A 21,785-nucleotide genomic window follows, 5' to 3' on the forward strand; every position below is an offset into this window, starting at 1 on the left:
GAGTCATCTCCTAGAGGAGCAGTTGTGGGTGGGAGCTGTTGCGATGCATCGAGACTCGCTCCGGGAAGGCGCCCGAGTCGTCGTACGGCCAGCGGCCGTTCCCGTACCTCCGGGGAGTACGCGGGGCGCCCCCGCCTGCTTCCTCAGTCCGCTCTTACCGCCCTCGACTCTGTACCTACTAGTATGTACAGTGAGTTCATGAGTACTCCGGAGCGGCTGATCGAGTCCACGCGTGAGTTGTTGTGGGAGCGCGGTTACGTGGGCACCAGTCCCAAGGCGATCCAGGAGCACGCGGGCGCCGGGCAGGGCAGCATGTACCACCACTTCCAGGGCAAGCCCGATCTCGCCCTGGCCGCGATCCGACGCACCGCCGAGGAACTGCGGGCTGCTGCCGAGGGCGTACTGGGCGCGCCCGGTTCGCCCTACGAGCGCGTCGAGGCGTATCTGCGCCGGGAGCGAGACGTCCTGCGCGGCTGTCCGGTCGGGCGGCTGACGATGGACCCGGACGTGATCGCCAGTGCGGAGCTGCGCGCCCCTGTCGACGAGACGATCGACTGGCTGCGCGAGCGACTGGCCGGGATCGTCGAAGAGGGCAAGGAACAGGGGCAGTTCGCGCAGTCGCTGGACGCCGAGGAGATCGCCGCGACGATCCTCGCGACCGTCCAGGGAGGCTATGTGCTCGCGCGCGCCTCCGGCTCCCCGGCCGCCTTCGACACGGCCGTCCGCGGACTGCTGGCCCTGCTCTCCCCCGCCGGTCGGGGCCTCGGCTGAAGACCTGAAGGCCTGAAGGCCCCTCAAGGAGGCATGCGATGCACGCGACGCAGTACGAACTGACGTTCCCCGCCGACTACGACATGGGGATCATCCGCACCCGGGTCTCCCGCGTCGGACACCTCCTCGACGACTGGGAGGGGCTCGGTTTCAAGACGTATCTGATGCGTGAGCGCGGGGTGCGCGGCTCGCCGGTCAACCAGTACGCGCCCTTCTACCTCTGGAACACCGTCGAGGGCATGAACTCCTTCCTCTGGGACGGCGCCTTCCAGGGACTGGTCGATGACTTCGGGCGGCCGGTGGTGCAGAACTGGACGGGCCTCGCGTACGAGGAGGGCGGCGCCGCCGACGCGTCGGCCCAGGTCGCGGTGCGGCGACGGCAGCCCGTACCGGAGGGCGTCGACCTGGCCGAGGTGATGGCGGACGCCGCGGCGGAGACGGAGCGGCTGGCCTCGCTCGACGGCGCGGTGTGCGCGGCCGCCGCCGTCGACCCGCGCCACTGGGAGCTGGTCCACTTCTCCCTCTGGGACCACGACACGCCCAAGGCTCCCGGCGGGGTCTTCCAGGTGCTGCACTTGTCGGCCCCCGGGCGCGACCGGCTGCCCCGTGGCCGGCAGTGGTGAGCCCTGCCCCCACAAGCCCCGAAGGCGCCGTCCCCGCGAGGGTCCGTACGGTCCTCGGAGACGTGCCGCCGGAGCACCTCGGGGTGTGCGACGCCCATGACCACCTCTTCTTCGGCAGTCCCGCGCTCCCCGGACCTGCCGCTGCTCTCCCGTGACACCAGGGTCCATGGCGCTGTGAGTCTGATTACGCCGAGGACGTGAGGGGCCGCTACCGCCTGGACGGCCTCGTATCAGGTCCGGCCTCAGGTCCGAGCCAGCGCCGCCGGTGGGTCGTCGAGGACCGGCTGCCAGGCCAGCTCCGCGGCACCCACCAGGGTGTTGTGGTCCAGGGTGCAGGCGAGGATCGGTACGCCGCCGCTCTGGCCCCACAGGCTGCGGTCCGCTACGACGGCGCGCAGCCGGTCGGGGTCGGCGTCGAGGAGGGTGCGGTGCAGGCCGCCGAGGATGATCCGGTCGGGGTTGAGGATGTTGACCAGTCCGGCGAGGCCGAGGCCGAGGCGGTCGATCAGCGCCTCGGTGGCCGTGCGGACGGAGGGGTCCTGGTCGTACCGGGTGCGGATCAGGTCGTTGGCCTGCTGGAGGAGGGACACCTCGGGGCCGGGGTCACGGCCCGCCGCCGTGAGGAACGCCAGGGGGTCCGCCTCGACGTCGAGGCAGCCGCGGCTGCCGCAGTAGCAGGGGCGGCCCTCGGGATTGACGGTGAGGTGGCCGACTTCGAGGGCGAGGCCCGAGCTGCCCGTGTGCAGTCGTCCGTCGAGGACGAGCGCGCCACCGACGCCCCGGTGCCCGGTGGCCACGCACAGCAGGTCGCGGGCGCCGCGCCCGGCGCCGTGGCGGTGTTCGGCGAGCGCGGCGAGGTTGATGTCGTTCGCGGCGAACGCCGGGCCCTCGATGCCCGCCGCGCGCACCCGCTCGGCGAAGATCCGGCGGACGGGGGCGCCCGCGGGCCAGGCGAGGTGAAGGGGGTTGAGGGCGAGCCCGTCCGGTTCGGCGACGGCGGACGGTACGGCGAGTCCGGCGCCCACGCAGCGCCGCCCGGTCTCGCGAAGGAGCTCCGCTCCGGTCTCGACGACGGCGCCCAGCACCTTCGCCGGGTCGGCGTCGACGGTCTCGCAGCTGGGTGCGGTGGCGACGATCCGGCCGCCGAGCCCGACCAGTGCGGCGCGGAACCCGTCGGCGTGCACCTGTGCGGCCAGCGCCACAGGACCGTCCTCGGCGACCTCCAGCCGGTGCGAGGGCCGTCCCTGCGAACCGGCCGCCGCGCCGGGCCGCGCGTCGACCCGGATCAGCCCGAGCGCCTCCAGCTCCGAGGCCACCACGCCGGCGGTCGCCCGGGTGACGCCCAGCTCGGCGGTGAGTACGGCACGCGTCGGCGCACGTCCGGTGTGCACGAGTTCCAGCGCGGGTCCGAGCGCCCCGCGCCCCCGGTCCAGCCGTGTCCGCGTGTTCCCTTCCCCCGCCGTCCGGGGGCCCGCCTTGCCGTTCATGAGGGCGAGTCTCCCATGATCCGCTCGTGCGGTGCCCCGTCCGAAGGCACCTGGAAGCCACTCACCCGTAGCGTCACGTTCAGACGGCCGGTCAGGCCCAGTTCGGGCGGCGCCGTGTCGGGGAGCACTCGGGGAACCCCGTGGTAGGCGAGCCGGGAGGCCCCGCCGAACACGAACAGGTCCCCGCTGCGCAGCTCGACATCCGTGTACGGGCGCGAGCGCGACTCGGTGTTCCCGAAGCGGAAGACGCACGTGTCGCCGAGGCTCAGCGACACCACGGGCGCGTCGGACTTCTCGTCGCTGTCGCGGTGCATGCCCATCCGGGCGTCGGCGTCGTAGAAATTGATCAGTGCGATGTCGTACGGGGCGGTGGCGGCCTCGGGGCCCAGGGTGTCCGCGACCGCGCGGCGGCCGAGCTCGTCCAGCCAGGCGGGGAAGGGCTTCACCGGGGCGCCGTCGCCGTCGGCCACCGTGCGCGCGTACCGGTACGGGTACCAGTGCCAGCCCAGGCACACCTGCCGGGAGGTCATCGTGCCGCCGCCGGGCGTGCGCACCGTTCGCAGTCCGGCCGGTGGGCGGGCCCACGCACGGCAGGCGTCGAGAAGCTCCCGCTGGGCAACCGGGTCCAGCCAGTCCGGCAGATGCACCGCGCCCGGCGCGATCTCCGCCCGGCTCCGGGGGAACAGCTCAGCATCCATGGACATGCCACCATCCTCGCGCACCCCGCCCGTTCCGTGCCCGCATCTGATCAAGACCCGGCCCGCACGTGGCTGAGCTGCGGCTCGGCTAGCCTTGACCCACGATGAACGACCGGATGACCGCGCCCTGGGCCGAGTACGCGCTGGCCCGCTTCCCCGAGGACCCCCGCGACCAGCTCCGTGCCTGGGACGCCGCCGACACCTATCTGCTGCGGCACCTCGCGGAGAGCGGAACGCCGCTGTCCGGGTCGGTCGTGGTGGTCGGCGACCGCTGGGGAGCGCTCGCCACGGCGCTGTCGGCGCACCGGCCGACGCAGATCACCGACTCCTTCCTCGCGCAGGAGGCGACCCGGGCGAACCTGGCCCGCAACGGGGTCGAGGCAACCGCGGTACGGCTGCTGACCACCCAGGACACGCCCCCCGACCGCATCGACGTCCTGCTCGTCCGGGTGCCGAGGAGCCTCGCCCTGCTGGAGGACCAGCTGCACCGGCTGGCGCCCGGCGTGCACGAGGGGACCGTCGTCGTGGGCACGGGCATGGTCAAGGAGATCCACACCTCGACGCTGCACCTCTTCGAACGGATCCTCGGCCCGACCCGGACCTCGCTGGCCGAGAAGAAGGCCCGGCTGATCTTCTGCACCCCCTACCCCGGGATCGCCCGGGCCGCCAACCCCTGGCCGTACAGCTACCGGCTCCCCGACGGCATCGGACCGGTTTCCGGCCGTACCGTCGTCAACCACGCCGGTGTGTTCTGCGCCGACCGTCTCGACATCGGCACCCGCTTCCTCCTCCAGCACCTGCCGCGCAGCCGGGGCCCCGAGCGGATCGTGGACCTGGGCTGCGGCAACGGAGTCGTCGGTACGGCGATGGCGCTGGCCAACCCGGAGGCGGAGGTGCTGTTCGTGGACGAGTCGTACCAGGCGGTCGCCTCGGCCGAGGAGACGTACCGGGAGAACACCGACGGCTTGGGCGCGGAGTTCCGCGTGGGCGACGGGCTCGCGGAGGTCCCCGCCGGGAGCGTGGACCTCGTCCTGAACAATCCGCCCTTCCACTCGCACCAGGCGACGACGGACACCACGGCCTGGCGGATGTTCTCGGGGGCGCGGCGCGCGCTGCGGCCGGGCGGCGAGCTGTGGGTCATCGGGAACCGCCATCTCGGCTACCACCTGAAGCTGCGCCGCCTCTTCGGCAACAGCGAACTCGTGGCGAGTGACGCGAAGTTCGTCGTCCTGAGGGCCGTCAAGAAGTAGTTCCGCGCAGTACGCGGGGCGAGGCGCCGAGTTCGCGGCGGCACGCCTTGTTGAAGGCCTGCAGGTCGGGGATGCCTACGGAGGCGGCGACCGCCGGGATGGAGAGCGTCGTGGCGCGCAGCAGATGGTGGGCGCGCTGAAGTCTGCGGCGGCGGATGTAGGCCACGACCGTGGTGCCGGTCTCGGCGCGGAAGAGCCGGGTGAGGTGGTTGTGGGAGATTCCGGCGGCGCGGGCGATCTCCGGGATGGTGAGCGGTGCCGCCAGCCGGGCCTCGATGTGGGCGATGGCCGTGCCGACCGCCGGGTGCGGGCCGCGGCTCGTGGCGGTGGGCGGAGTGAGCCGGGCGACGCGCCACAGCGCGGTCCAGATCTCGGCCCGGGTGTGCTCGGGCGCTCCGGGGGCCGCCGCGATCGCGTTCAGCAACAGGCCGGAGAGCATGGGGAACTCGGGCCCCGCGTCCTGCATCACGGGGACGGTGCGAGGCGGCCCGGCGGGGGCGATGCGCAGATGGGCGTAGAGGTGTTCGGAGCGGCCCTGGTAGCGGTAGCGGACCGTGGTGCCGGGCGGTACGAGGCTGACGCGGCCGGGGCGGATGGTGTGCGCGGTGCCGTCGACGGTCAGCTCGGCGTCGTACTGGTAGAGGTGCAGCTGCCACAGTTCCGGCAGCCGGAAGACGTCCGTGCGGCTCGCCACGCCGTGCACGCCGACGCCGATGTTGACGACGGCGGGCGGTTCGCCGAGGTGGACGTCCGTCTCCCGCATGGTGAAAAGCTACCAGCAGTGGTGAGCCGCGCCCACGCGCCGTCGGCGGCCCCGACCCTACGTTGAGGCGCATGACCCACACACTGGAGCACACCTCGAACATCCCACTCCTGAGTTCGGTCCGGATGGCGCACTTCGTGGCTCACGGCTCGCTGCGGCTGGACGCCGTGGTGCCGCCGGAGATGAACGCCGAGGGCATGGAGGTGCTGCGCGCGGGCGTGCCCGAGGTGCCCTACGGCAGCTGCGTGCCGGCCGCCTACCCGGCGGGTTCCTTCGTCCGCCGGCTGCTGGAACTCCCCGCCGTGGCCGGGGCCCTGCGAAGCCTCGTCGGGCCAGGACCCGCCGTCGACCACCACTACGTCCACCTCCGCGAGCCGCACGAGGGGCGGGCGCAGCCGCTGCACGCCGACGCGATCATCGATGTGCGCACCGACGCCTTCGACGTGCAGCTGATGTACTACCCGCAGGACGTCACCCTCGACATGGGCGGCACCCTCAGCGTGCCGGGCAGCCATCTGCGGCGCACCAACGAGTCGGACACCGGGCGCTACCAGAATCTGCGCGGGCAGAGCCGGCTGGTCTGCCCGGCGGGCACCGTGGTGTTTCTGCACCATGGCCTGTGGCACGGCGGGCGGCGCAACGACAGCGACGCGGTCCGCTACATGTTCAAGATCCGCTTCAACCCGACCGTGCGGCAGCGGCGGCTGTGGGACACCTCGGACCTCGGCGACCCGCGGGTCGCCGAGGAACTCTCCACGACCTTCCCCTGGTACGAGCACGCCACCGGCCGTCTCGAGATCTACCACCGTGTCCTGCTGTGGCGCGCGCTCACCGGGGACGACTCCTTCGACCTGGACCACTGGGTGACCCGGGTCTCCAACCAGCCCAGGGAGGAAACCGTATGAATGTCCGTCAGCAGATTCTGGTCCTCTATCTGGCCACCTCCGCCCTGGACTCGGAGGTGGTGGGCTGGTCGGCCTACGACGGCACCGGCCGCACGTCCCCCACGACCGGGGACAGCGACGAGCCGCCGTACGCGTCGGGTGTGGACGCCTTGCGGGACGGCTGGCGGCTGTTCCAGGCGGCACAGCTGATCCCGCCGTGTCCCGGGGGCGAGTACGACGTGTCGTTCCTCAAGCACGAGTTCTTCTTCGAGAAGCTGGTCGACGTCGGTGCCCCCTGAGGTCAGGCGCCCAGTACGCGGATCAGGCGTGCCACCGTCTCCGCCATCGCCTCCCGCCCCACGCTGAGGTACTTGCGGGAGTCGACGGCTTCGGGGTGGGCGGCGAGGAACTCCCGGACGGCGCCGGTCATCGCGATGTTCAGGGCGGTCCCCACGTTGACCTTGGCGATGCCGCCCGCGACGGCCGCGGCCAGTTCGTCGTCCGGCACTCCGGAGGAGCCGTGCAGGACGAGCGGCACTCCGAGTGCCGCGGTCAGCCGCTTGAGGCGGTCGTGGTCGAGGGCGGCGGTGCGGGTGGTCATGGCGTGCGAGCTGCCGATCGCGACGGCCAGGGCGTCCACGCCGGAGTCGGCCACGAAGGCGCGGGCCTCGGCGGGGTCCGTGCGGGCGCCGGGCGCGTGCGCGTCGAGCGGCGGCTCACCGTTCTTGCCTCCCACCGCCCCCAGCTCGGCCTCGATCCACAGGCCTTGTGCGTGTGCCCAGTCGGCGGCGGCCCGGGTGGCGGCGAGGTTCTCCTCGTACGGCAGCCGGGCCGCGTCGTACATCACCGAGCTGAATCCGGCGGCGGACGCCTGGCGGAGCAGGTCGTCGCTCTGGACGTGGTCGAGATGCAGCGCGACGGGCACCGAGGCGCGCTCGGCGGCCGCGGCGGCGGCGCGGGCCAGCGGCAGCAGCCGTCCGTAGCGGAACTTCACGGCGTTCTCGCTGACCTGGAGGACGACGGGGGCGACCACGGACTCGGCGCCCGCGATGACGGCCTCGACATGTTCCAGGGTGATGATGTTGAACGCGGCGACGGCGGTCCGCGCCCCGGCCGCGGCGGTGACCAGGTCACCGGTGGCTGCGAGTGGCACAACTCCTCCTTCTGGGTGCGCGGCCCGACGGCTCAGCGGGCCGACGGGGCGAGGACGACCGAGCGGGTGAGGTGGCGGGGCCGGTCGGGGTCGAGTCCGCGGGCCGCGGCGACGGCGACCGCGAGCCGCTGGGCGCGGACGAGTTCGGCGAGCGGGTCGAGTGCACCCGCCACCCAGCGTCCCCCCGTGGCCCGTACCTGCTCGGCCAGCCCTTTTGGGGCCTCGCCGAGCATCCAGGTGGCCGTGCCGGCGGTGGTGACGCTGATGGGCCCGTGCCGGTACTCCATCGCCGGGTACGCCTCGGTCCAGGCCAGGGAGGCTTCACGCATCTTCAGCCCGGCCTCGTTGGCGAGCCCGACGGTCCAGCCGCGGCCGAGGAAGGTGAACTGCGCGCAGTCGACGAGCCCTTCGGGCAGCGGGGTCGCGAGCGCGGTGCGCGCGTCGGCGACGACGTCGTCGGTGTGCAGTCCGAGGTGGGCGCGGAACAGGGTGAGCGCGGTGGTCGCGAACCGGGTCTGCACCACGGAGCGTTCGTCCGCGAAGTCGAGTACGACGAGGTCGTCCGCGCGGTCCATCACGGGAGTCGCGGGGTCGGCGGTGATCGCGGTCGTCCGGGTACGTCCGCGCAGCCGCCCGAGGAGTTCGAGCACCTCGGTGGTGGTGCCGGAACGGGTGAGGGCGACCACACGGTCGTAGGAGCGGCCCTCCGGGAACTCCGAGGCGGCGAAGGCGTCCGTCTCGCCCTGCCCGGACCCCTCACGCAGGGCGGCGGCGGCCTGCGCCATGAAGAAGGAGGTCCCGCAGCCCACGATCGCGACCCGCTCCCCCACTTCCGGCAGCGCGCCGTCGTGCGCCTTGGCCTGCTCGGCGGCGCGGATCCAGCACTCAGGCTGGCTCTTCAGCTCATGCTCGACATGGGTCATGCCGTACCCCTCCCATTGACGCTGTCCATGCAAGATAGTGCAAGTTAAGGCCGACTTTCGAGCACAATCAAGCATGTCGACTGCGGAAATGCCAGGGAATGTGGTGTGCCGGGGGGTGCGCTAGGGTCGCGAAGGATCGAGGAACGGAGAGTGCGGATGTCGCGCGACGCCCGCTGGAAGGCCCTGCTGGAACTGCTCGTGGAGCGGGGCCGGCTGGAGGTCGAGCAGGCCGCGGCCGAGCTGGAGGTGTCACCCGCCACGATCCGGCGCGACTTCGACCAGCTCGCCGAGCAGCAGATGCTCGTACGCACCCGGGGCGGCGCGGTCGTCCACGGCGTGTCGTACGAACTGCCGCTGCGCTACAAGACCGCCCGGCACGCCACGGAGAAGCAGCGCATCGCGAAGGCGGTCGCCGATCTCGTCGCGCCGGGCGAGGCGGTGGGCCTGACCGGCGGCACGACCACCACCGAGGTGGCCCGCGCACTGGCGGTACATCCCGATCTCGCCTCGGGGTCGCCCGCGCTGACCGTGGTGACGAACGCGCTCAACATCGCGGGCGAACTGGCCGTGCGGCCCCAGTTCAAGATCGTGCTGACCGGCGGCGTGGCCCGCCCGCAGTCGTACGAGCTGGTCGGGCCGCTCGCGGACGGTGTGCTCAGCCAGATCACCATGGACGTCGCCGTGCTGGGCGTGGTCGCCTTCGACGTGACGCACGGGGCCGCCGCCCACGACGAGGCCGAGGCGGCGATCAACCGGCTGCTGTGCGAGCGCGCCGAGCGTGTGATCGTCGCCGCCGACTCCAGCAAACTGGGCCGACGCGCCTTCGCCCGGATCTGCGCGGCCGAGTCGGTGGACACACTGGTCACCGACGCGGCGGTGGACGAGGAGACCGTGCGGCGGTTCACGGAGGCGGGGGTCGGGGTCGTCGCCGTCTGACGGCCCCGACCGGCCCGCTGCCTCGACGTCGGACTCATGAACCCTTCCGCTGCGGCGCGGTGACCGCGAGCGTGCGGATGTCGCGCCTGGTGGCGGAGGCGTCGGGCGCGACGAGCACCGTCCTCGGGCCGCCCGGGCGGTGCACGACGACACTGGGGAAGGCCGGTTCGGCCAGGGCGAGTTGCCCGGTGCCGGCGGCTTGCGGATACATGCCGAGGCTCGCCCACACGGCCCAGGAGGACATGGCGCCGAGGTCGTCGTTGCCGACGAGGCCGTCGGGACGGTCGCTGAACAGGGTGGCCAGGGCGCGGTGGACGGTGTCGCGGGCGCGGTCGGGGCGGCCGGCGAAGTCGTACGCCCAAGGGGTGTCGAACGACGGCTCGTTGCCGAGGTAGGCGTAGGGCTGGGTGCCGCCCGCGTTGAGCTGGGTGAAGAAGGTGTCGAGGCGGGCGGTGACGGCGGCGTTCCCGCCCATCAGGGTGAAGAGGCCGGGCAGGTCGTGCGGGACCATCCAGGTGTACTGGGCGGCGTTGCCCTCGACGTACTCCTTCGTCTGCGCGGGGGTGAAGGCCGGCCAGGTGCCGTCGGCCGCGCGCGGCTGGAGGTAGCCGGTGGCGGGGTTGAAGAGGTTGCGCCAGTTCCCGGAGGCCTTCAGCAGGGTGTCGTAGGCGGCGGTGTCGCCCAGACGGTGGGCGAGCTGGGCCAACGCGTAGTCGGAGACGGCGTATTCGAGGGTGGTGGCCGCCGAGCCCCACACCCCCTTGGTGCCGGCGGGGATGTAGCCGAGGGCGTCGTACTGTGTGTGTCCGGGCCGCTGACGCTCGTCGTCGCGGCCCGCCATGGCGGCGCGCAGCAGGCCGCGGGCGTCGAAGTCGGTGGCGCCGAAGGCGTACACGGCGGAGGCGATGACGGGCAGCGGGTCGCCGACCATGACGCCGGTGCCGCCGTTGGCGAGGGTCCAGCGGTCGAAGTAGCCCGCCTGGAGGCCCTGGTTGAGGACGGACTGCGCGATGTCGGAGGCTTCGTGCGGGGCCAGCAGGGCGAGCAGCTGGACCTGGGAGCGGTAGACGTCCCAGCCGGAGAAGTTCGCGTACTGGACGTGTCCGGTGGGAGTGGTGTGGATGCGGCCGTCCATGCCGGGGTAGCGGCCGTCGGCGTCGCTGAAGGCGCTGGGGTGCAGGAGCGAGTGGTACAGGGCGGTGTAGAAGATCCGGCGCTGGGTGTCGGTGCCGCCGCCGACACTGATGCGGCCGAGCCAGTCGTTCCACTGGGCACGGGCGGCCCGCCGGATCTGGTCGTAGGCGTTCGTGTGCTGCTCGGCGGCGATGTTGCCGCGGGCGCCGTCGACGCCGACGAAGGAGACGCCGACGCGGACGGTCACCGTGCGTACGTCGGGGTCGAAGGAGACCTGCGCGGCGCCCGGTCTGCCGTCGGGGTGGACGACATGGGCGAAGGGGTGGTCGAACACGGCGTGGAAATAGAGCCGGTAGCGGTTGGCGGACTTGCAGAAGCCGCCGCTGTCGGTGAACCCGGACAGGGTGTCGGTGCCGATGTCGACCGTTCCCTTCGCCGCGTTGAACGCCTTGCCCGCGTCGACACTCAGCGCGGCGGGGCGGTCGTCGGTGGCCGGGTAGGTGAAGCGGGCGATGCCGGAGCGCTGGGTGGCGGTGAGTTCGCTGCCGATGCCGTTGTCGAAGGTGACCCGGTAGTTTCCCGGTGTCGCCTGCTCGTTGGCGTGCGAGAAGGTCGCCTGCCCGCTGGTGTCGCCGGCGAGCATCGGCATGAAGGGCACGTTGCCGTAGTCCTTGCAGCCGGCCCCGGAGATGTGGGTGAGGCTGAACCCTCTGATCCGGTTGTCCCCGTACGCGTACCCGCCGTGCTGATAGGTCACCGTGTCCGGGCTCCACTGCACCCCGCCGAGGGGTGCGGTCGCGCCGGGGAAGGTGTTTCCGGCACCGCCGCCATGGCCGAAATCGGCCCCTCCGGGCGCGGTACCGACGAAGGGGTTCACGTACTGGGCCGGGTCGGCCACCGTGTCGTCCGCGGCGGCGGGTGTGGCCGGGGCGGACGACACGACGAGCACGGCGGCGCCGGCCAGCGCGGCCCGGCGGAAGGGGAATCGCAAGTGGGTCTCTCCGGGCTGTGGCGGGCGGGGCGACAGAGTATGAGGACGACAGTCTCCCCAGGGGTGTCGTCACCTCCGCGCCGCCACGCCCGAAGATCACCCGCACGGCGGAGCGCCCGCTCTCACCCGACCGGCTCGTGCGACGCGGCGGGCTCCACCTGCACACCCTCCACAACCGGCCACCCTGCGGTGCCCGAACGCACGCGCCAACTGGCTAGACTACGCAGCCTCGTGCATGTGATCCGGTCACGTCCGATCACAGCCGTTCCCGAAGGGTTTCGACGCTTGATAGCCATCGAAGATGTCAGCAAGCGATATGCCGACGGCACGGTGGCCGTCGATCGCCTGTCCCTCCAGATACCGAACCACTCGATCACCGTGCTCGTCGGGCCTTCGGGGTGCGGCAAGACCACCACCCTGCGGATGATCAACCGCATGATCGAGCCCAGCAGCGGCACGATCCGCGTCAACGGCGAGGACATCCTCCGCAAGCCGGTCAACGCCCTGCGCCAGTCCATGGGTTACGTCATCCAGAACGCGGGGCTCTTCCAGCACCGCACGATCCTCGACAACATCGCCACGGTGCCGCGGCTGCTCGGCTGGTCCAAGCAGCGCGCCCGCGCCCGCGCGGCGGAACTGATGGAACGGGTGGGCCTGGACCCGGCCATGGCCCGCCGCTACCCCTACCAGCTCTCCGGCGGCCAGCAGCAGCGCGTCGGTGTCGCCCGCGCGCTCGCCGCCGACCCGCCGATCCTGCTGATGGACGAGCCGTTCTCCGCCGTCGATCCGGTCGTCCGCCGGGGTCTGCAGGAGGAGTTGCTGCGCATCCAGGGCGAGCTGGGCAAGGCCATCGTGTTCGTCACCCACGACATGGACGAGGCCATCACGATCGGTGACCGCGTCGCCGTACTACGCACCGGTGGCAAGCTCGCCCAGTTCGCCGCCCCCGACGAGCTGCTGTCGGCGCCCGCCGACGCGTTCGTGGAGGAGTTCCTCGGCGGCGACCGGGGCATCCGCGGGCTGTCGTTCCTGTCCACCCGCGACCTCGCACTCGACCGCTCCCGGGTCTTCCCGGTCGGCAGCGGCTGGCAGGAGCTCGCCGGAAAGCCGGGCGGCACGGAGCCGGTCCTGGTCACCGACGCGGACGGAAAGCCGCTGGGTTGGGCCGACCTGACGGTGTGGGCCGGTGACGTCCAGGCGCTGGAGCCGCATGGGCAGGCCTTCGAGGTGGGCAAGGACTCGCTACGGGTCGCGCTGGACCGGGCGGTGCTCTCGCCCACCGGTCAGGCGGTCGCCGTGGACGGGGCGGGACGCGTGCTGGGGCTCGCCGGGCAGGAGACGGTCGCCGCCGCGATCCGCGCGGCCAGGCAGCGCCGCGCCGCGGACTCCGAGGGCGTCTCCACGGTGAAGGCCTCGCGATGAACGGCTTCTTCGACATCCCGAGCGACCTCCAGAGCAGCTATCTCGGCCTGATCTCCACACACATGCAGGAGGCGCTGGTCCCGGTTCTCGTCGGCCTCCTGCTGGCGCTGCCGATCGGCCTGTTGTGCGTTCGTGTCAACTGGATCTATCCGCCGGTCCTCTGGATCACCACGGTGCTGTACGCGATCCCGTCGATCGCCTTCTTCGTGGTGCTCATCGACTACACCGGCCTGAGCAAGACCACCGTGATGATCCCGCTGACCCTCTACAGTCTGGTGGTTCTCGTCCCGGCCGTCGTCGACGGCGTCCGCTCGGTCCCCGAGGAGACGAACGCCGCCGCCGCGGCGATGGGCATCGGTTCGCTGCGACGCTACCTCCAGGTCCAACTGCCCATCGCCGTACCCGCGATCATGGCCGGACTGCGCGTGGCGACCGCCTCCAGCATCAGTCTGGTCAGCGTCGGCTCGCTGATCGGCAACCAGGGGGCGCTCGGCAACCTGCTCACCACCGCGATGCTCTACCACCGCCCGCTCCTCGCCGTGAACTCGGTCGTCACCACCGCCGTTCTCGCGGTGCTGGTCGACGCCGTGCTCGTCCTGCTGCGCCGCGTGCTCACCCCCTGGCAGCCCGCCTCCGGCCGCAGGGCCAAACGCCGTACGTCCACGATCGCGGGCGCCGCCCGCACCCCGGAGAGCGTCTCGTGAACGTACTCAACTTCATTCAGTCCTTCTTCTCCGACGGCTCCCACTGGCACGGGTACGACGGGATCCCGCAGCGCGTGTGGGAACACCTCCAGTACACCGCCGGGGCGCTCGCGATCGCCGCGGCCGTCGGCCTGCCCGTCGGCCTGGTCACCGGACACACGGGACGCGGCGGCAACGCGCTGGCGTTCGTGTCGGCGGGTGCTCGGGCGTTGCCCACCTTCGGGCTGCTGGTGCTGATGTTCGTCTGGCTCGGCCTCGGCATCGTGCCCGTGATGATCCCGCTCGTGGTGCTGGCGGTCCCGCCGATCCTCATCACCACCTACGAGGCGATCCGCACCCTGGATCCCTCCCCCGTCGACGCCGCCCGCGGAATGGGCATGCCGGAGCGGAAGGTCCTGTTCCAGGTCGAGGTGCCGGCGGCGCTGCCGCTGATCCTCAGCGGTCTGCGTTCGGCGGCGATCCAGATCGTCTCCACGGCGACCATCGCGGCCTATGTGAGCCTCGGCGGAGTCGGCCGTTACATCCTGGACGGCCTCTACCAGCGCAACTACGAGAAGGTGGTGGGCGGCGCGGCCCTCACCGCGATCCTGGCGCTGCTCGTGCTGGTGCTGTTCTGGGCCATTGCCCGGGTGGCGGTGTCCCCGGGAGTGCGCAGGCGACGTACGGCCTGAGGAAAAGGGAAGAGGGGGGACGAACCGCAAGGACCGTCCCCCTCTTCCCTCGTTCACTGCTGCGCGGTCGCCAGGGCGTGTTCGAGGACGACGAGGAGCGCGTCCCGTACGGACCCGCGCTCGCGGGCGTCGAACACGGTGAGCGGCACGTGGTCGCCGACGTCGAGGGCCCACCGTACGTCGTTCAGATCGTGTTCGACCTTGCCGTCGAAGGCGTTGACGGCCACCGCGAAGGGGATCTCGCGGTGCTCGAAGTAGTCGACGGCCGCGTAGCAGTCGTCGAGTCGGCGGGTGTCGACGATGACGAGCCCGCCGAGGGCTCCCTCGACCAGGTCGTCCCACATGAACCCGAAGCGCTCCTGGCCGGGGGTGCCGAACAGATAGAGCTTCAGGGTCGGGTCGAGCGTGACACAGCCGAAGTCCATGGCGACGGTGGTCGTCATCTTCTCCGGGGTGTGGGAGAGGTCGTCGATGCCCGCGGCGACCGAGGTGATGGACGCCTCGGTGGTGAGCGGCTCGATTTCGGAGATGGCACCCACGGTGGTGGTCTTGCCCACACCGAAGCCGCCCGCGATCACCATCTTCACCGGCATCGGCGGCCGGGGACCCTCGGTGTCAGCGCTCACGGATCGCGCCCCGGGAGTCGGGGATAGCTCGGAGACCATCGATAACCCTTCGCAATACGGTGGCGTCGCGGGCGGATTCGGCCTGCGGTGCGTACAAGGCCAGTTGACCGTCGGCGCGCAGATCGTCGGCGAGCACCCTGATCACATTCAAATGCATCCGCAGTTTCGCCGCGATCTCCGCCAGCGACTGCGGCTGGCGGCAGACCGTGATGATGTCGCGGTGCTGGTCGAAGACGAACGCGTCCAGCGTGGCCAGACCGAGATCCGTCGCGACGACCTGCGTCTCGATCGGAATCGTCGGCACCAGACTGTCACCGCCGGCGATCCGTCCCGCGGTCAGCAGGAATGGCCTGACGATCGACGGGGGGTGCTCCGCTCCCCATGCGTCGTCGTCGGCGGCTGATGGCTCGCCGGCCGTCATCTCGTCCTCACCCTTCACCTCGCGGGTCGTCCCGGCCTTCGTGACGCCCCCGCCGACCGTCAACCGGTCGGCGCGATCCCCACGGTGTTCTTGAGCTCCATGACCAGTTGCGGGCTCAGAGCGGCACCGGCGCGGTTGGCGAAGAGGGTCATCTCGTACGCGATGTTCCCGAGCTTCGCCTCCTTGGAGGCGACCACGCCGAGCACCGCGCCCGCGCCGAGCGCGGACACCAGGACGTGCCCTTCCTCCAGGTCGATGATGACCTTGTTGAGCCCGCCGAGGCCGTAGTTGCCGGACGCGCCCATGGCGAGGCTGGTGATCCCGGAGACGATGGCCGCGAGCCGCTCCGAGTCCGCCTTGCCGCGCAGTTGGGACACCGCGATCAACAGACCGTCGGAGGACACCCCGATCACGTCGACGACACCGGCGGTCTCGGTGGCGAAACGATTGAGCAGCCAATTGAAGTCGGCAGCGGCGGCCTTCACGTCCGTCGCCTGTTCCACGGCTGCGGACTCCGGTCCACCTGTCCACATGGTCACTTGCTCATGCCTTCCGGGAATGAGGGTCTGTTGTTCTCTGTGCTGGAATCGCCAGAGATGTCGGGACGGCCCCCTGAACGGGCCGACCCGAAGCCGGTACCGCGAGCCTCTGTCGCGCTCTCGCGCTCGGCCCGCAGAACGGCTTCCTCGAACTCGTCGATCTCGGATCGTGCCGCTTCCGCGTCGGCGGTCTGCCAGGCGGGCGGCCGTGGGTTGGTGATGGTCTGTTTGGGCAGCCGGGTCGAGGCGGTGGTGGCCTGCAGGGTCGCCCCGCGCACGCGCCGCCTGAGCGGACTGGGGCCGCCCTCGCCCGGTCGCGCCGGGGCGCTGCCGGGTGCCGAAGGGGCCGTACCGGAGCCGCGCGCGGCGCTCGCACCGCGGGGCGGCTGACCGAGCCCGCTGCTCGTGCCATTGTTCGGGCCGCGCGGCGGCTGCCCCGCCGCACTCCCCGGGCCGGTGCTCGCACCGCGTGAGCGCTGCAGGAGCCCACCGTCCATGCCGCTGCCCGCGGCGCGTGACGGCCGACTCTGTCCGCTCTCCATGCCGGTGCCACGCCGGTGGCCCGGGCCGCCGACCGCGTCCTGAGGCGTACCGTGTCCCGCTGTCGCGCGCTCCGCGGGCTGCGCCGCCCCCGGAGTCGTGGCGCCCGGTGTGCCGCCCGGACGGGGCCGGGAGGCGCCCGGGCCGCCGTAGCCGCCCGAGGCGCCGTCGCCCATCGGTTCCTGACGGCCCGTGTGGCCGTCCGCTCCCCGGCCGCGCGCGGGGATCCTGCGCGGCAGGGACGAGGGGCCGGGTTCCGGGTCGACCGCCGCGGGGCGCGGTTCGGTCCCGCCGGGGCGGCGCGGCGGCGGCAGGATGTGCGGGGCCCTGGTCGCGGCCCCCGTGGGGTCGGCGAGCAGCAGATGGGAGCCGGGCACCGCGACGGTGACGGTGACGCCGCCGCCCGGGGTGCGGGTCAGGACGACCTCGATGCCCCAGCGCCGGGACAGACCACCGACCACGAAGAGGCCGAGGACCTCGGTCGGGGCCAGGTCGAGCCGTTCGCGGCGGATCAGGCGGGCGTTCTCCTCCTCCAGCCGCTCGGCGCTCATCCCGAGCCCGTGGTCGATGATCTCGATCAGGGCGCCGCCGCCGGAGCCGTGCCGGGGCCGCAGGACGACTTCGACGCTGCTGGACGCCGGGGAGAACGTCACCGCGTTCTCCAGCAGTTCGGCGAGCATCAGCGTGAGGTCGCCGACGATGTCGGGGGCGACGGTGACATCGCCCTCGGCGTGCGGGGTGACCCGCTGGTAGCCCTCGATCTGGCCGAGCGCGGCGCGGACGATGTTGCTGAGCCGCATCGGCCCGGTGTTGAGGCCCGTCTCGCGGAGGCCGGCGAGCAGCATCAGGCTGTCGGCGTTGCGCTGGAGGCGTACCGCGATGTGGTCGATGCGGTAGAGCCGGTCCAGTACCTCCGGGTCGGTCTCGCCGCGCTCCACCGAGTCGATCAGCGCGAGCTGGCGAGCGGTCAGGTTGCTGACGCGGTGGCCGACGTTGCCGAACATCTCGGCGATGTTGCGGCGGCTGATGACCTGGCGCTCCAGCAGGGCGGTCGCGGTCACCTGCACCTGGTTGAAGGCTTCGGCGAGTTCGCCGAGTTCGTCGCGGACCGGCACGGGTACGGCCTCGAGGCGCGGCGGGCTCGCGTCGTCGGCGTCGTCGTCGGCGACCCGGGCGAGCTCCGTCTCGGCCGCGTCGGCCACGTGCTGGGCCGCCTCGGTGAGGCTCCGCACGGTCCGCACCACGGAGCGGCGGACCAGTACGGAGAACAGGATCCAGGCCGCGAAGGCGGCGAGGTTGGCGGCCACCAGCCACAGCACCTGCCACCAGGCGTCGCTGGACGCCTTCTGGGTGTCGGCGGCGATCTGGTGGATGAGCGACTCGGTGATCTTCAGCCGGTTCTCGGCCTGACGCTGGTACGTCGGGTCGGCGGCCAGGGCGTCGTCGAGCGCGGCGCGCAGCTGCGAGGCGTTCTCCGCGACCAGACCGCTGGGGTCGACCTGCAGCGCGGCGTAGTGCTGGGCGACGACGCTCTGGTACGGGCTGTGCTCGATCGCGGCGAGTTCGGCGCCCTGTTCCTGGCTGGCGAACCGGGTGAACCGCTCGGCCTGGTAGGTGTACTGCTCGTAGTCGCCGACGGCCCCGGTGTACTCGATGAGCGCGTTGGGGTCCCGGGTCCGGGCCGCGAACACACTGGTCTCGAAGGAGGCGTGGGCGGTGTCGGCGCGCAGCAGCGCGTCCAGCAGATTGCCCGCGGCCTCCGAGGACTCGCCGCCCGACTGACCGAGCCCGAGGCCGTTGATGAGGCCCTCGATGACCGATCCGTACGCCGGGTCGATGTTGTCGGCGGGGATCGGACCCTCTTCGATGGTCTTGCGGAGGCTGTCGAGGCCTTCCAGCTCCTTGAGCGCCTGGGCCTCGGCGTCGGGCAGCCGGTCCCCGTAGGTGGACCGCACGGCCTCCGCCTGGGCGGTGACCTTCTGCTGCGCCTGGAGGAAGGCGGAGGTGTTGGGCGCCTTCTCTCCGGAGCGGGCGGCCTCGTAGCGCAGGGAGACGAGGAGCGCCTGGCGGTGCTCGGTCTGCACGCCGTCGATGAGCTGGGTGACCTGCGCGCTGTCCCGCACGAGTTGGGCGGTGGAGGCGGCGGAACGGGCCGAGTCGATCTCGGCGTACACGACATAGGCGATCATCGCCGAAACGACGGCGAGCGGGACAATCACCAGGACGTTGAGTTTCCTGCGGAAAGGCCAACGGTCGAGGAGGGAAGGCGTCCGGCCTATTCGGGGAGCCGTGGTCTGCGGCCCCCGGGCGGCTTTCCTGTGCGCGGGCACCAAACCTCCTTGACTTCATTCCCAATTGGAAGCCCGCAGCCCGGGCTGCGTGGACTGAGTCATGCCAGCACGCTCGGGCCGAGCAAGTGGAACCAGGTCCCCCGACTCGGCCAACATTAGCGGCTGCCGCAAGAGTACGGCCATGATCAACCAAAAACTGACATGGTGATACGTCGGATTCGCTCCCGTTTCGGTCAGGTTGCGCCCACACGGCGAAGCCGTGTGGTCTCCATCGGTGATCTATTCGTGTCTTGACGGTGCGTTACTGGGCTCGATTGGATCGTCATCACGCCATGCCTTCCGGCCGTCGACCGCCCATGCACAAGTCTGGATGACCAACGTGACCCACGCCAGAAGCACCAGAACCAACGCAACGTACGCTGTATCCCTGCTGGTTGTGGCTGCGGCCGCCCTCACGGGCTGCGGTTCCTCCGACAACTCCGGCAGCAAGGACCCGCTGAAGGGCGACACCGCCAAGGGCGGCACGGTCGTGGTCGGCTCCAACAACTTCCCCGAGAGCATCCTGCTCGCCGACATCTACGGCGAGGCCCTGAAGGCCAAGGGCGTCAAGGTCAGTTACAAGTTGAACATCGGCAGCCGCGAGACCACCTACGGTCTGATCAAGAACGGCACGATCACCGTCCTGCCCGAGTACAACGGCGCGCTGCTGGCCTATCTGAACGCCAAGGCCGCCCCGACCACGGTCGAGGACACCAGCAAGGCCATCGCGGCCGCGCTCGATTCCAAGCTGACCCTGCTCGAGCCCTCCAAGGCGGAGGACAAGGACGCGATCGCGGTCAACGAGGCGACCGCCAAGAAGTACAAGCTCACGACCTCGTCGACGATCGCCGACCTCTCCGCCTCGGCCAAGGACCTGGTCATCGGCGGGTCACCGGAGTTCCAGACGCGCAAGCAGGGATTGGTGGGCCTCAAGTCCGAATACGGCCTTGAATTCAAGTCGTTCAAGGCGCTGGACGCGGGTGGGCCGTTGACGGTGGCCGCCCTCAAGGGCAACAACATTCAGGCCGCAGATATTTTCACCACCGACCCCGGAATCACCAAGAACAAGTTCGTGGTCCTTCAAGACCCGAAGAATCTCTTCGGTTTTGAGAACGTGACGCCACTGGCCTACAAGAGCGGCCTCTCCGCCGCCGGAGTTTCCGCGCTCAACGCCGTATCGGCGAAGCTCGACACGGACACCCTGGTCAAGCTCAACGCCCAGGTGCAGAACGACAACAAGGACCCGCTGGACGTGGCCAAGAGCTGGCTGTCGACCGCCGGGCTGTAGTTCCGACGGAGGTGCGCAGGCCGGAGCGGGGGTCCGCCGCTCCGGCCTTTGCCGTGCCGCGGGGTCTACGAGGCACGACGGTCGCCCGTGCGTCGCGAGATCACCGACGCTCGCCGACTGATCCGCTCATCAGTTCTGAAGAGGCCGCGGCTAGGATGATCGCATGCCCGATCGAGCCGCCGCCGCCCAGCCCGCCAACCGCTTCGAACGCAGGCGCGCCCGGACCCGCCATGCCCTGATCGCCGCCGCCCAGGGGATCCTGGCCGAGCAGGGCACGAGCGAGGTCAGCATCCAGCAGATCGCCGCGCGTGCCGACGTCGGGTTCGGCTCCTTCTACAACCACTTCCAGACGAAGGCGGAGCTCTTCGAGGCGGCGGTCGTCGACGCGCTGGAGGAGTACGGCAAGCTGATCGACTCGATCACCGGCGACCTCGACGACCCCGCCGAGGTGTTCGCGGTGAGCGTCCGGCTGACCTTCCGGCTCGCCGACACCCACCCGGAACTCACCCGCGTCCTGCGCTACGGCGGCCTCCCCTACATCCACGCCGACTTCGGCCTGGGCCCCCGCGCCCTGCGGGACATCGAGAGGGGCAACGCCTCCGGCCGCTTCCAGGTGGACAGTCCCCTCGTCGCCCTCAGCGCCGTGGGTGGTTCCCTCCTCGGGCTGCTCCAGCTGAAGTCGTCCGCCAAATCCGAGCAGTCGGGCCCCGGCGCCGACGAGGAGATGGCCGAACTCGTCCTGCGCATGCTGGGCCTGCCCCCCGAGGAGGCCCACGAGGTCGCCCGGCGCCCCCTGCCGATCGCGACGGCCTAGGGCAACCTCGTGGGCTCGCGGGCGCCTCAGGGGCGCTCGGTCAGGAACCGGTCGATGGTCGAGGTGAGTTCCTCGGGCTTCTCCACCGGGAGTTCGTGGCCGGCGTCCAGGATGCGCACCTCCGCGTCGGGGTAGGCCTTCGCCATCCGCAGCATCTGGGAGACGGGCAGCTGGATGTCGTAGTAACCGTGGATCATGAGGGTGGGGACACGGATCTCCCCGACCCGGTCGAGGACGTCGAAGGACCGCATCGCGCCGTAGCAGGTCATGACCACCTCCCGCGGTGTGGCCGCGGAGGTCCGGATGTACTCCTTGATCTCCTCGCGCGGGTACCCGGGGGCGAAGGCCCGCTGGATGTTGGCGGCGACGAACACCTTGAACGGCACCCGCGTGGACACCGCCATCAGCAGGCCCCTCCCCCTGCTGTACGTCATCCGGCTGATCGAGTTCACCAGGACCATGCGCTCGATCCGGTCCGGGTGGCCCAGCGCCAGGGTCTGCGCGATCATCCCGCCCATCGAGTGACCGACGGGGACGAACCGTTCGACCTTCAGGTGATCGAGGACGGCGAGGACGTCACCGGCCAGCTCCCCGATGCTCCGCCGTCCCGAGCCGTCGCTCTCTCCGTGGCCGCGCAGATCGACACGTATGACCCGCCGCGTGGCGGAGAAGTGGGCCAGCTGGTGGTCCCAGCGGTGCCGGTTGGCGGTCCAGCCGTGGATGAACACCAGGGGCGCGCCCGCACCGTCACGGGGGCCCTCGTCGTCGTACGTCAGCCTGGCGCCGTCGACTTCGAGCTGCGGCATGGGTGGCCTCC

Annotated in this window: 22 protein-coding genes and 1 pseudogene; 12 read left to right on the top strand and 11 right to left on the bottom strand. The window is 71.2% G+C overall.

Features of this window, described 5'->3' with window-relative positions; genetic code table 11:
- Window positions 1-198: 198 nt before the first annotated feature.
- The 3 genes and pseudogenes from AAFF41_RS07695 to AAFF41_RS07705 form a co-directional block, all read left to right on the top strand.
- Window positions 199-771 (top strand): TetR/AcrR family transcriptional regulator, encoded by a 573-nt coding sequence (locus tag AAFF41_RS07695; protein WP_343323745.1) that lies wholly within the window; start codon window positions 199-201, stop codon window positions 769-771.
- A gap of 38 nt (window positions 772-809) precedes the next feature.
- Window positions 810-1,394: a DUF4865 family protein gene (locus tag AAFF41_RS07700; RefSeq protein WP_343323746.1), complete on the top strand. Its 585-nt coding sequence runs from the start codon at window positions 810-812 to the stop codon at window positions 1,392-1,394.
- Window positions 1,388-1,528 (top strand): annotated as a pseudogene (locus tag AAFF41_RS07705) (phosphotriesterase family protein); the annotation flags it as partial. The gene AAFF41_RS07700 and the pseudogene AAFF41_RS07705, both read left to right, overlap by 7 nt.
- A 108-nt stretch (window positions 1,529-1,636) precedes the next feature.
- Here the strand turns inward: AAFF41_RS07705 and AAFF41_RS07710 are convergent.
- Both AAFF41_RS07710 and AAFF41_RS07715 read right to left on the bottom strand, forming a co-directional pair.
- A complete protein-coding gene (locus tag AAFF41_RS07710; protein ID WP_075025604.1) occupies window positions 1,637-2,881 on the bottom strand; it encodes an ROK family protein in 1,245 nt (414 codons plus the stop codon).
- On the bottom strand, window positions 2,878-3,579 hold the full coding sequence (locus AAFF41_RS07715; RefSeq protein WP_060902518.1) for an alpha-ketoglutarate-dependent dioxygenase AlkB family protein: 702 nt from the start codon (window positions 3,577-3,579) through the stop codon (window positions 2,878-2,880). Before AAFF41_RS07715 ends, AAFF41_RS07710 begins: the two co-directional genes overlap by 4 nt.
- A gap of 116 nt (window positions 3,580-3,695) precedes the next feature.
- Between AAFF41_RS07715 and AAFF41_RS07720 the strand changes: the two genes are divergently transcribed.
- Complete coding sequence (locus AAFF41_RS07720) at window positions 3,696-4,829, top strand: methyltransferase (protein ID WP_415925833.1); 1,134 nt, start codon at window positions 3,696-3,698, stop codon at window positions 4,827-4,829.
- Here AAFF41_RS07720 and AAFF41_RS07725 read toward each other — a convergent pair.
- Entirely contained in the window at window positions 4,819-5,592 is a 774-nt protein-coding gene (locus AAFF41_RS07725; protein ID WP_319745658.1) for an AraC family transcriptional regulator, read from the bottom strand. The two genes, AAFF41_RS07720 and AAFF41_RS07725, sit on opposite strands and share 11 nt — an antisense overlap.
- 71 nt (window positions 5,593-5,663) lie before the next feature.
- Here AAFF41_RS07725 and AAFF41_RS07730 point away from each other — a divergent pair, with 71 nt between their 5' ends.
- Both AAFF41_RS07730 and AAFF41_RS07735 read left to right on the top strand, forming a co-directional pair.
- Complete coding sequence (locus AAFF41_RS07730; protein ID WP_343323747.1) at window positions 5,664-6,497, top strand: phytanoyl-CoA dioxygenase family protein; 834 nt, start codon at window positions 5,664-5,666, stop codon at window positions 6,495-6,497.
- Window positions 6,494-6,775, top strand: coding sequence for a hypothetical protein (locus tag AAFF41_RS07735; RefSeq protein ID WP_343323748.1), 282 nt, complete (start codon window positions 6,494-6,496; stop codon window positions 6,773-6,775). Before AAFF41_RS07730 ends, AAFF41_RS07735 begins: the two co-directional genes overlap by 4 nt.
- 2 nt (window positions 6,776-6,777) lie before the next feature.
- Here AAFF41_RS07735 and AAFF41_RS07740 read toward each other — a convergent pair whose 3' ends face one another.
- Window positions 6,778-7,629: a class II fructose-bisphosphate aldolase gene (locus AAFF41_RS07740; protein WP_319745652.1), complete on the bottom strand. Its 852-nt coding sequence runs from the start codon at window positions 7,627-7,629 to the stop codon at window positions 6,778-6,780.
- A gap of 32 nt (window positions 7,630-7,661) precedes the next feature.
- Window positions 7,662-8,552: an SIS domain-containing protein gene (locus AAFF41_RS07745; RefSeq protein WP_319745650.1), complete on the bottom strand. Its 891-nt coding sequence runs from the start codon at window positions 8,550-8,552 to the stop codon at window positions 7,662-7,664.
- 156 nt (window positions 8,553-8,708) lie between these two features.
- Between AAFF41_RS07745 and AAFF41_RS07750 the strand changes: the two genes are divergently transcribed.
- Window positions 8,709-9,488, top strand: coding sequence for a DeoR/GlpR family DNA-binding transcription regulator (locus AAFF41_RS07750; RefSeq protein ID WP_319745648.1), 780 nt, complete (start codon window positions 8,709-8,711; stop codon window positions 9,486-9,488).
- Between the two features lie 34 nt (window positions 9,489-9,522).
- Here the strand turns inward: AAFF41_RS07750 and AAFF41_RS07755 are convergent, their stop codons facing one another.
- Window positions 9,523-11,613, bottom strand: a complete 2,091-nt coding sequence (locus AAFF41_RS07755) for a GH92 family glycosyl hydrolase (protein ID WP_319745646.1) — start codon at window positions 11,611-11,613, stop codon at window positions 9,523-9,525.
- Between the two features lie 285 nt (window positions 11,614-11,898).
- Between AAFF41_RS07755 and AAFF41_RS07760 the strand changes: the two genes are divergently transcribed.
- Genes AAFF41_RS07760 through AAFF41_RS07770 form a run of 3 tightly spaced genes read left to right on the top strand, consistent with a single transcriptional unit; the run spans window position 11,899 to window position 14,410 of the window.
- The gene (locus AAFF41_RS07760) at window positions 11,899-13,035 is read left to right on the top strand and encodes an ABC transporter ATP-binding protein (protein WP_319745644.1); all 1,137 of its coding nucleotides are present in this window, start codon (window positions 11,899-11,901) and stop codon (window positions 13,033-13,035) included.
- Complete coding sequence (locus AAFF41_RS07765) at window positions 13,032-13,739, top strand: ABC transporter permease (RefSeq protein WP_319745642.1); 708 nt, start codon at window positions 13,032-13,034, stop codon at window positions 13,737-13,739. The genes AAFF41_RS07760 and AAFF41_RS07765 overlap by 4 nt, the downstream gene beginning before the upstream one ends.
- Window positions 13,736-14,410 (top strand): ABC transporter permease, encoded by a 675-nt coding sequence (locus AAFF41_RS07770; RefSeq protein WP_266648338.1) that lies wholly within the window; start codon window positions 13,736-13,738, stop codon window positions 14,408-14,410. Before AAFF41_RS07765 ends, AAFF41_RS07770 begins: the two co-directional genes overlap by 4 nt.
- Window positions 14,411-14,463: 53 nt before the next feature.
- Here AAFF41_RS07770 and AAFF41_RS07775 read toward each other — a convergent pair whose 3' ends face one another.
- Genes AAFF41_RS07775 through AAFF41_RS07790 form a run of 4 tightly spaced genes read right to left on the bottom strand, consistent with a single transcriptional unit; the run spans window position 14,464 to window position 18,866 of the window.
- Window positions 14,464-15,075, bottom strand: coding sequence for a GTP-binding protein (locus tag AAFF41_RS07775; RefSeq protein ID WP_054228753.1), 612 nt, complete (start codon window positions 15,073-15,075; stop codon window positions 14,464-14,466).
- Window positions 15,026-15,457, bottom strand: coding sequence for a DUF742 domain-containing protein (locus AAFF41_RS07780; RefSeq protein ID WP_060898551.1), 432 nt, complete (start codon window positions 15,455-15,457; stop codon window positions 15,026-15,028). Before AAFF41_RS07780 ends, AAFF41_RS07775 begins: the two co-directional genes overlap by 50 nt.
- 59 nt (window positions 15,458-15,516) lie before the next feature.
- Complete coding sequence (locus tag AAFF41_RS07785) at window positions 15,517-15,990, bottom strand: roadblock/LC7 domain-containing protein (RefSeq protein WP_054228754.1); 474 nt, start codon at window positions 15,988-15,990, stop codon at window positions 15,517-15,519.
- Between the two features lie 2 nt (window positions 15,991-15,992).
- Complete coding sequence (locus tag AAFF41_RS07790) at window positions 15,993-18,866, bottom strand: sensor histidine kinase (protein ID WP_319745640.1); 2,874 nt, start codon at window positions 18,864-18,866, stop codon at window positions 15,993-15,995.
- 331 nt (window positions 18,867-19,197) lie between these two features.
- Between AAFF41_RS07790 and AAFF41_RS07795 the strand changes: the two genes are divergently transcribed.
- The gene (locus AAFF41_RS07795; RefSeq protein WP_319745639.1) at window positions 19,198-20,154 is read left to right on the top strand and encodes an ABC transporter substrate-binding protein; all 957 of its coding nucleotides are present in this window, start codon (window positions 19,198-19,200) and stop codon (window positions 20,152-20,154) included.
- A gap of 163 nt (window positions 20,155-20,317) precedes the next feature.
- On the top strand, window positions 20,318-20,968 hold the full coding sequence (locus tag AAFF41_RS07800; protein WP_319745638.1) for a TetR/AcrR family transcriptional regulator: 651 nt from the start codon (window positions 20,318-20,320) through the stop codon (window positions 20,966-20,968).
- A 26-nt stretch (window positions 20,969-20,994) separates the two neighbouring features.
- On the opposite strand, the gene AAFF41_RS07805 is transcribed toward AAFF41_RS07800, so the two are convergent.
- Window positions 20,995-21,774, bottom strand: coding sequence for an alpha/beta fold hydrolase (locus AAFF41_RS07805; RefSeq protein WP_343323749.1), 780 nt, complete (start codon window positions 21,772-21,774; stop codon window positions 20,995-20,997).
- Window positions 21,775-21,785: the final 11 nt, after the last annotated feature.

The organism is Streptomyces mirabilis, assembly GCF_039503195.1.
Taxonomy (GTDB): Bacteria; Actinomycetota; Actinomycetes; order Streptomycetales; family Streptomycetaceae; genus Streptomyces; species Streptomyces mirabilis_D.

Bases quoted from the DNA above. Each gene is read 5' to 3' on its own strand.
- AAFF41_RS07695 (WP_343323745.1), top strand. From the start codon at position 199: ATGAGTACTCCGGAGCGGCTGATCGAGTCCACGCGTGAGTTGTTGTGG.
- AAFF41_RS07765 (WP_319745642.1), top strand. From the start codon at position 13,032: ATGAACGGCTTCTTCGACATCCCGAGCGACCTCCAGAGCAGCTATCTC.
- AAFF41_RS07800 (WP_319745638.1), top strand. From the start codon at position 20,318: ATGCCCGATCGAGCCGCCGCCGCCCAGCCCGCCAACCGCTTCGAACGC.
- AAFF41_RS07775 (WP_054228753.1), bottom strand. From the start codon at position 15,075: ATGGTCTCCGAGCTATCCCCGACTCCCGGGGCGCGATCCGTGAGCGCT.
- AAFF41_RS07780 (WP_060898551.1), bottom strand. From the start codon at position 15,457: ATGACGGCCGGCGAGCCATCAGCCGCCGACGACGACGCATGGGGAGCG.
- AAFF41_RS07725 (WP_319745658.1), bottom strand. From the start codon at position 5,592: ATGCGGGAGACGGACGTCCACCTCGGCGAACCGCCCGCCGTCGTCAAC.
- AAFF41_RS07805 (WP_343323749.1), bottom strand. From the start codon at position 21,774: ATGCCGCAGCTCGAAGTCGACGGCGCCAGGCTGACGTACGACGACGAG.
- AAFF41_RS07795 (WP_319745639.1), top strand. From the start codon at position 19,198: ATGACCAACGTGACCCACGCCAGAAGCACCAGAACCAACGCAACGTAC.
- AAFF41_RS07700 (WP_343323746.1), top strand. From the start codon at position 810: ATGCACGCGACGCAGTACGAACTGACGTTCCCCGCCGACTACGACATG.
- AAFF41_RS07745 (WP_319745650.1), bottom strand. From the start codon at position 8,552: ATGACCCATGTCGAGCATGAGCTGAAGAGCCAGCCTGAGTGCTGGATC.
- AAFF41_RS07720 (WP_415925833.1), top strand. From the start codon at position 3,696: ATGACCGCGCCCTGGGCCGAGTACGCGCTGGCCCGCTTCCCCGAGGAC.
- AAFF41_RS07730 (WP_343323747.1), top strand. From the start codon at position 5,664: ATGACCCACACACTGGAGCACACCTCGAACATCCCACTCCTGAGTTCG.
- AAFF41_RS07710 (WP_075025604.1), bottom strand. From the start codon at position 2,881: ATGAACGGCAAGGCGGGCCCCCGGACGGCGGGGGAAGGGAACACGCGG.
- AAFF41_RS07750 (WP_319745648.1), top strand. From the start codon at position 8,709: ATGTCGCGCGACGCCCGCTGGAAGGCCCTGCTGGAACTGCTCGTGGAG.
- AAFF41_RS07715 (WP_060902518.1), bottom strand. From the start codon at position 3,579: ATGGATGCTGAGCTGTTCCCCCGGAGCCGGGCGGAGATCGCGCCGGGC.
- AAFF41_RS07735 (WP_343323748.1), top strand. From the start codon at position 6,494: ATGAATGTCCGTCAGCAGATTCTGGTCCTCTATCTGGCCACCTCCGCC.
- AAFF41_RS07785 (WP_054228754.1), bottom strand. From the start codon at position 15,990: ATGTGGACAGGTGGACCGGAGTCCGCAGCCGTGGAACAGGCGACGGAC.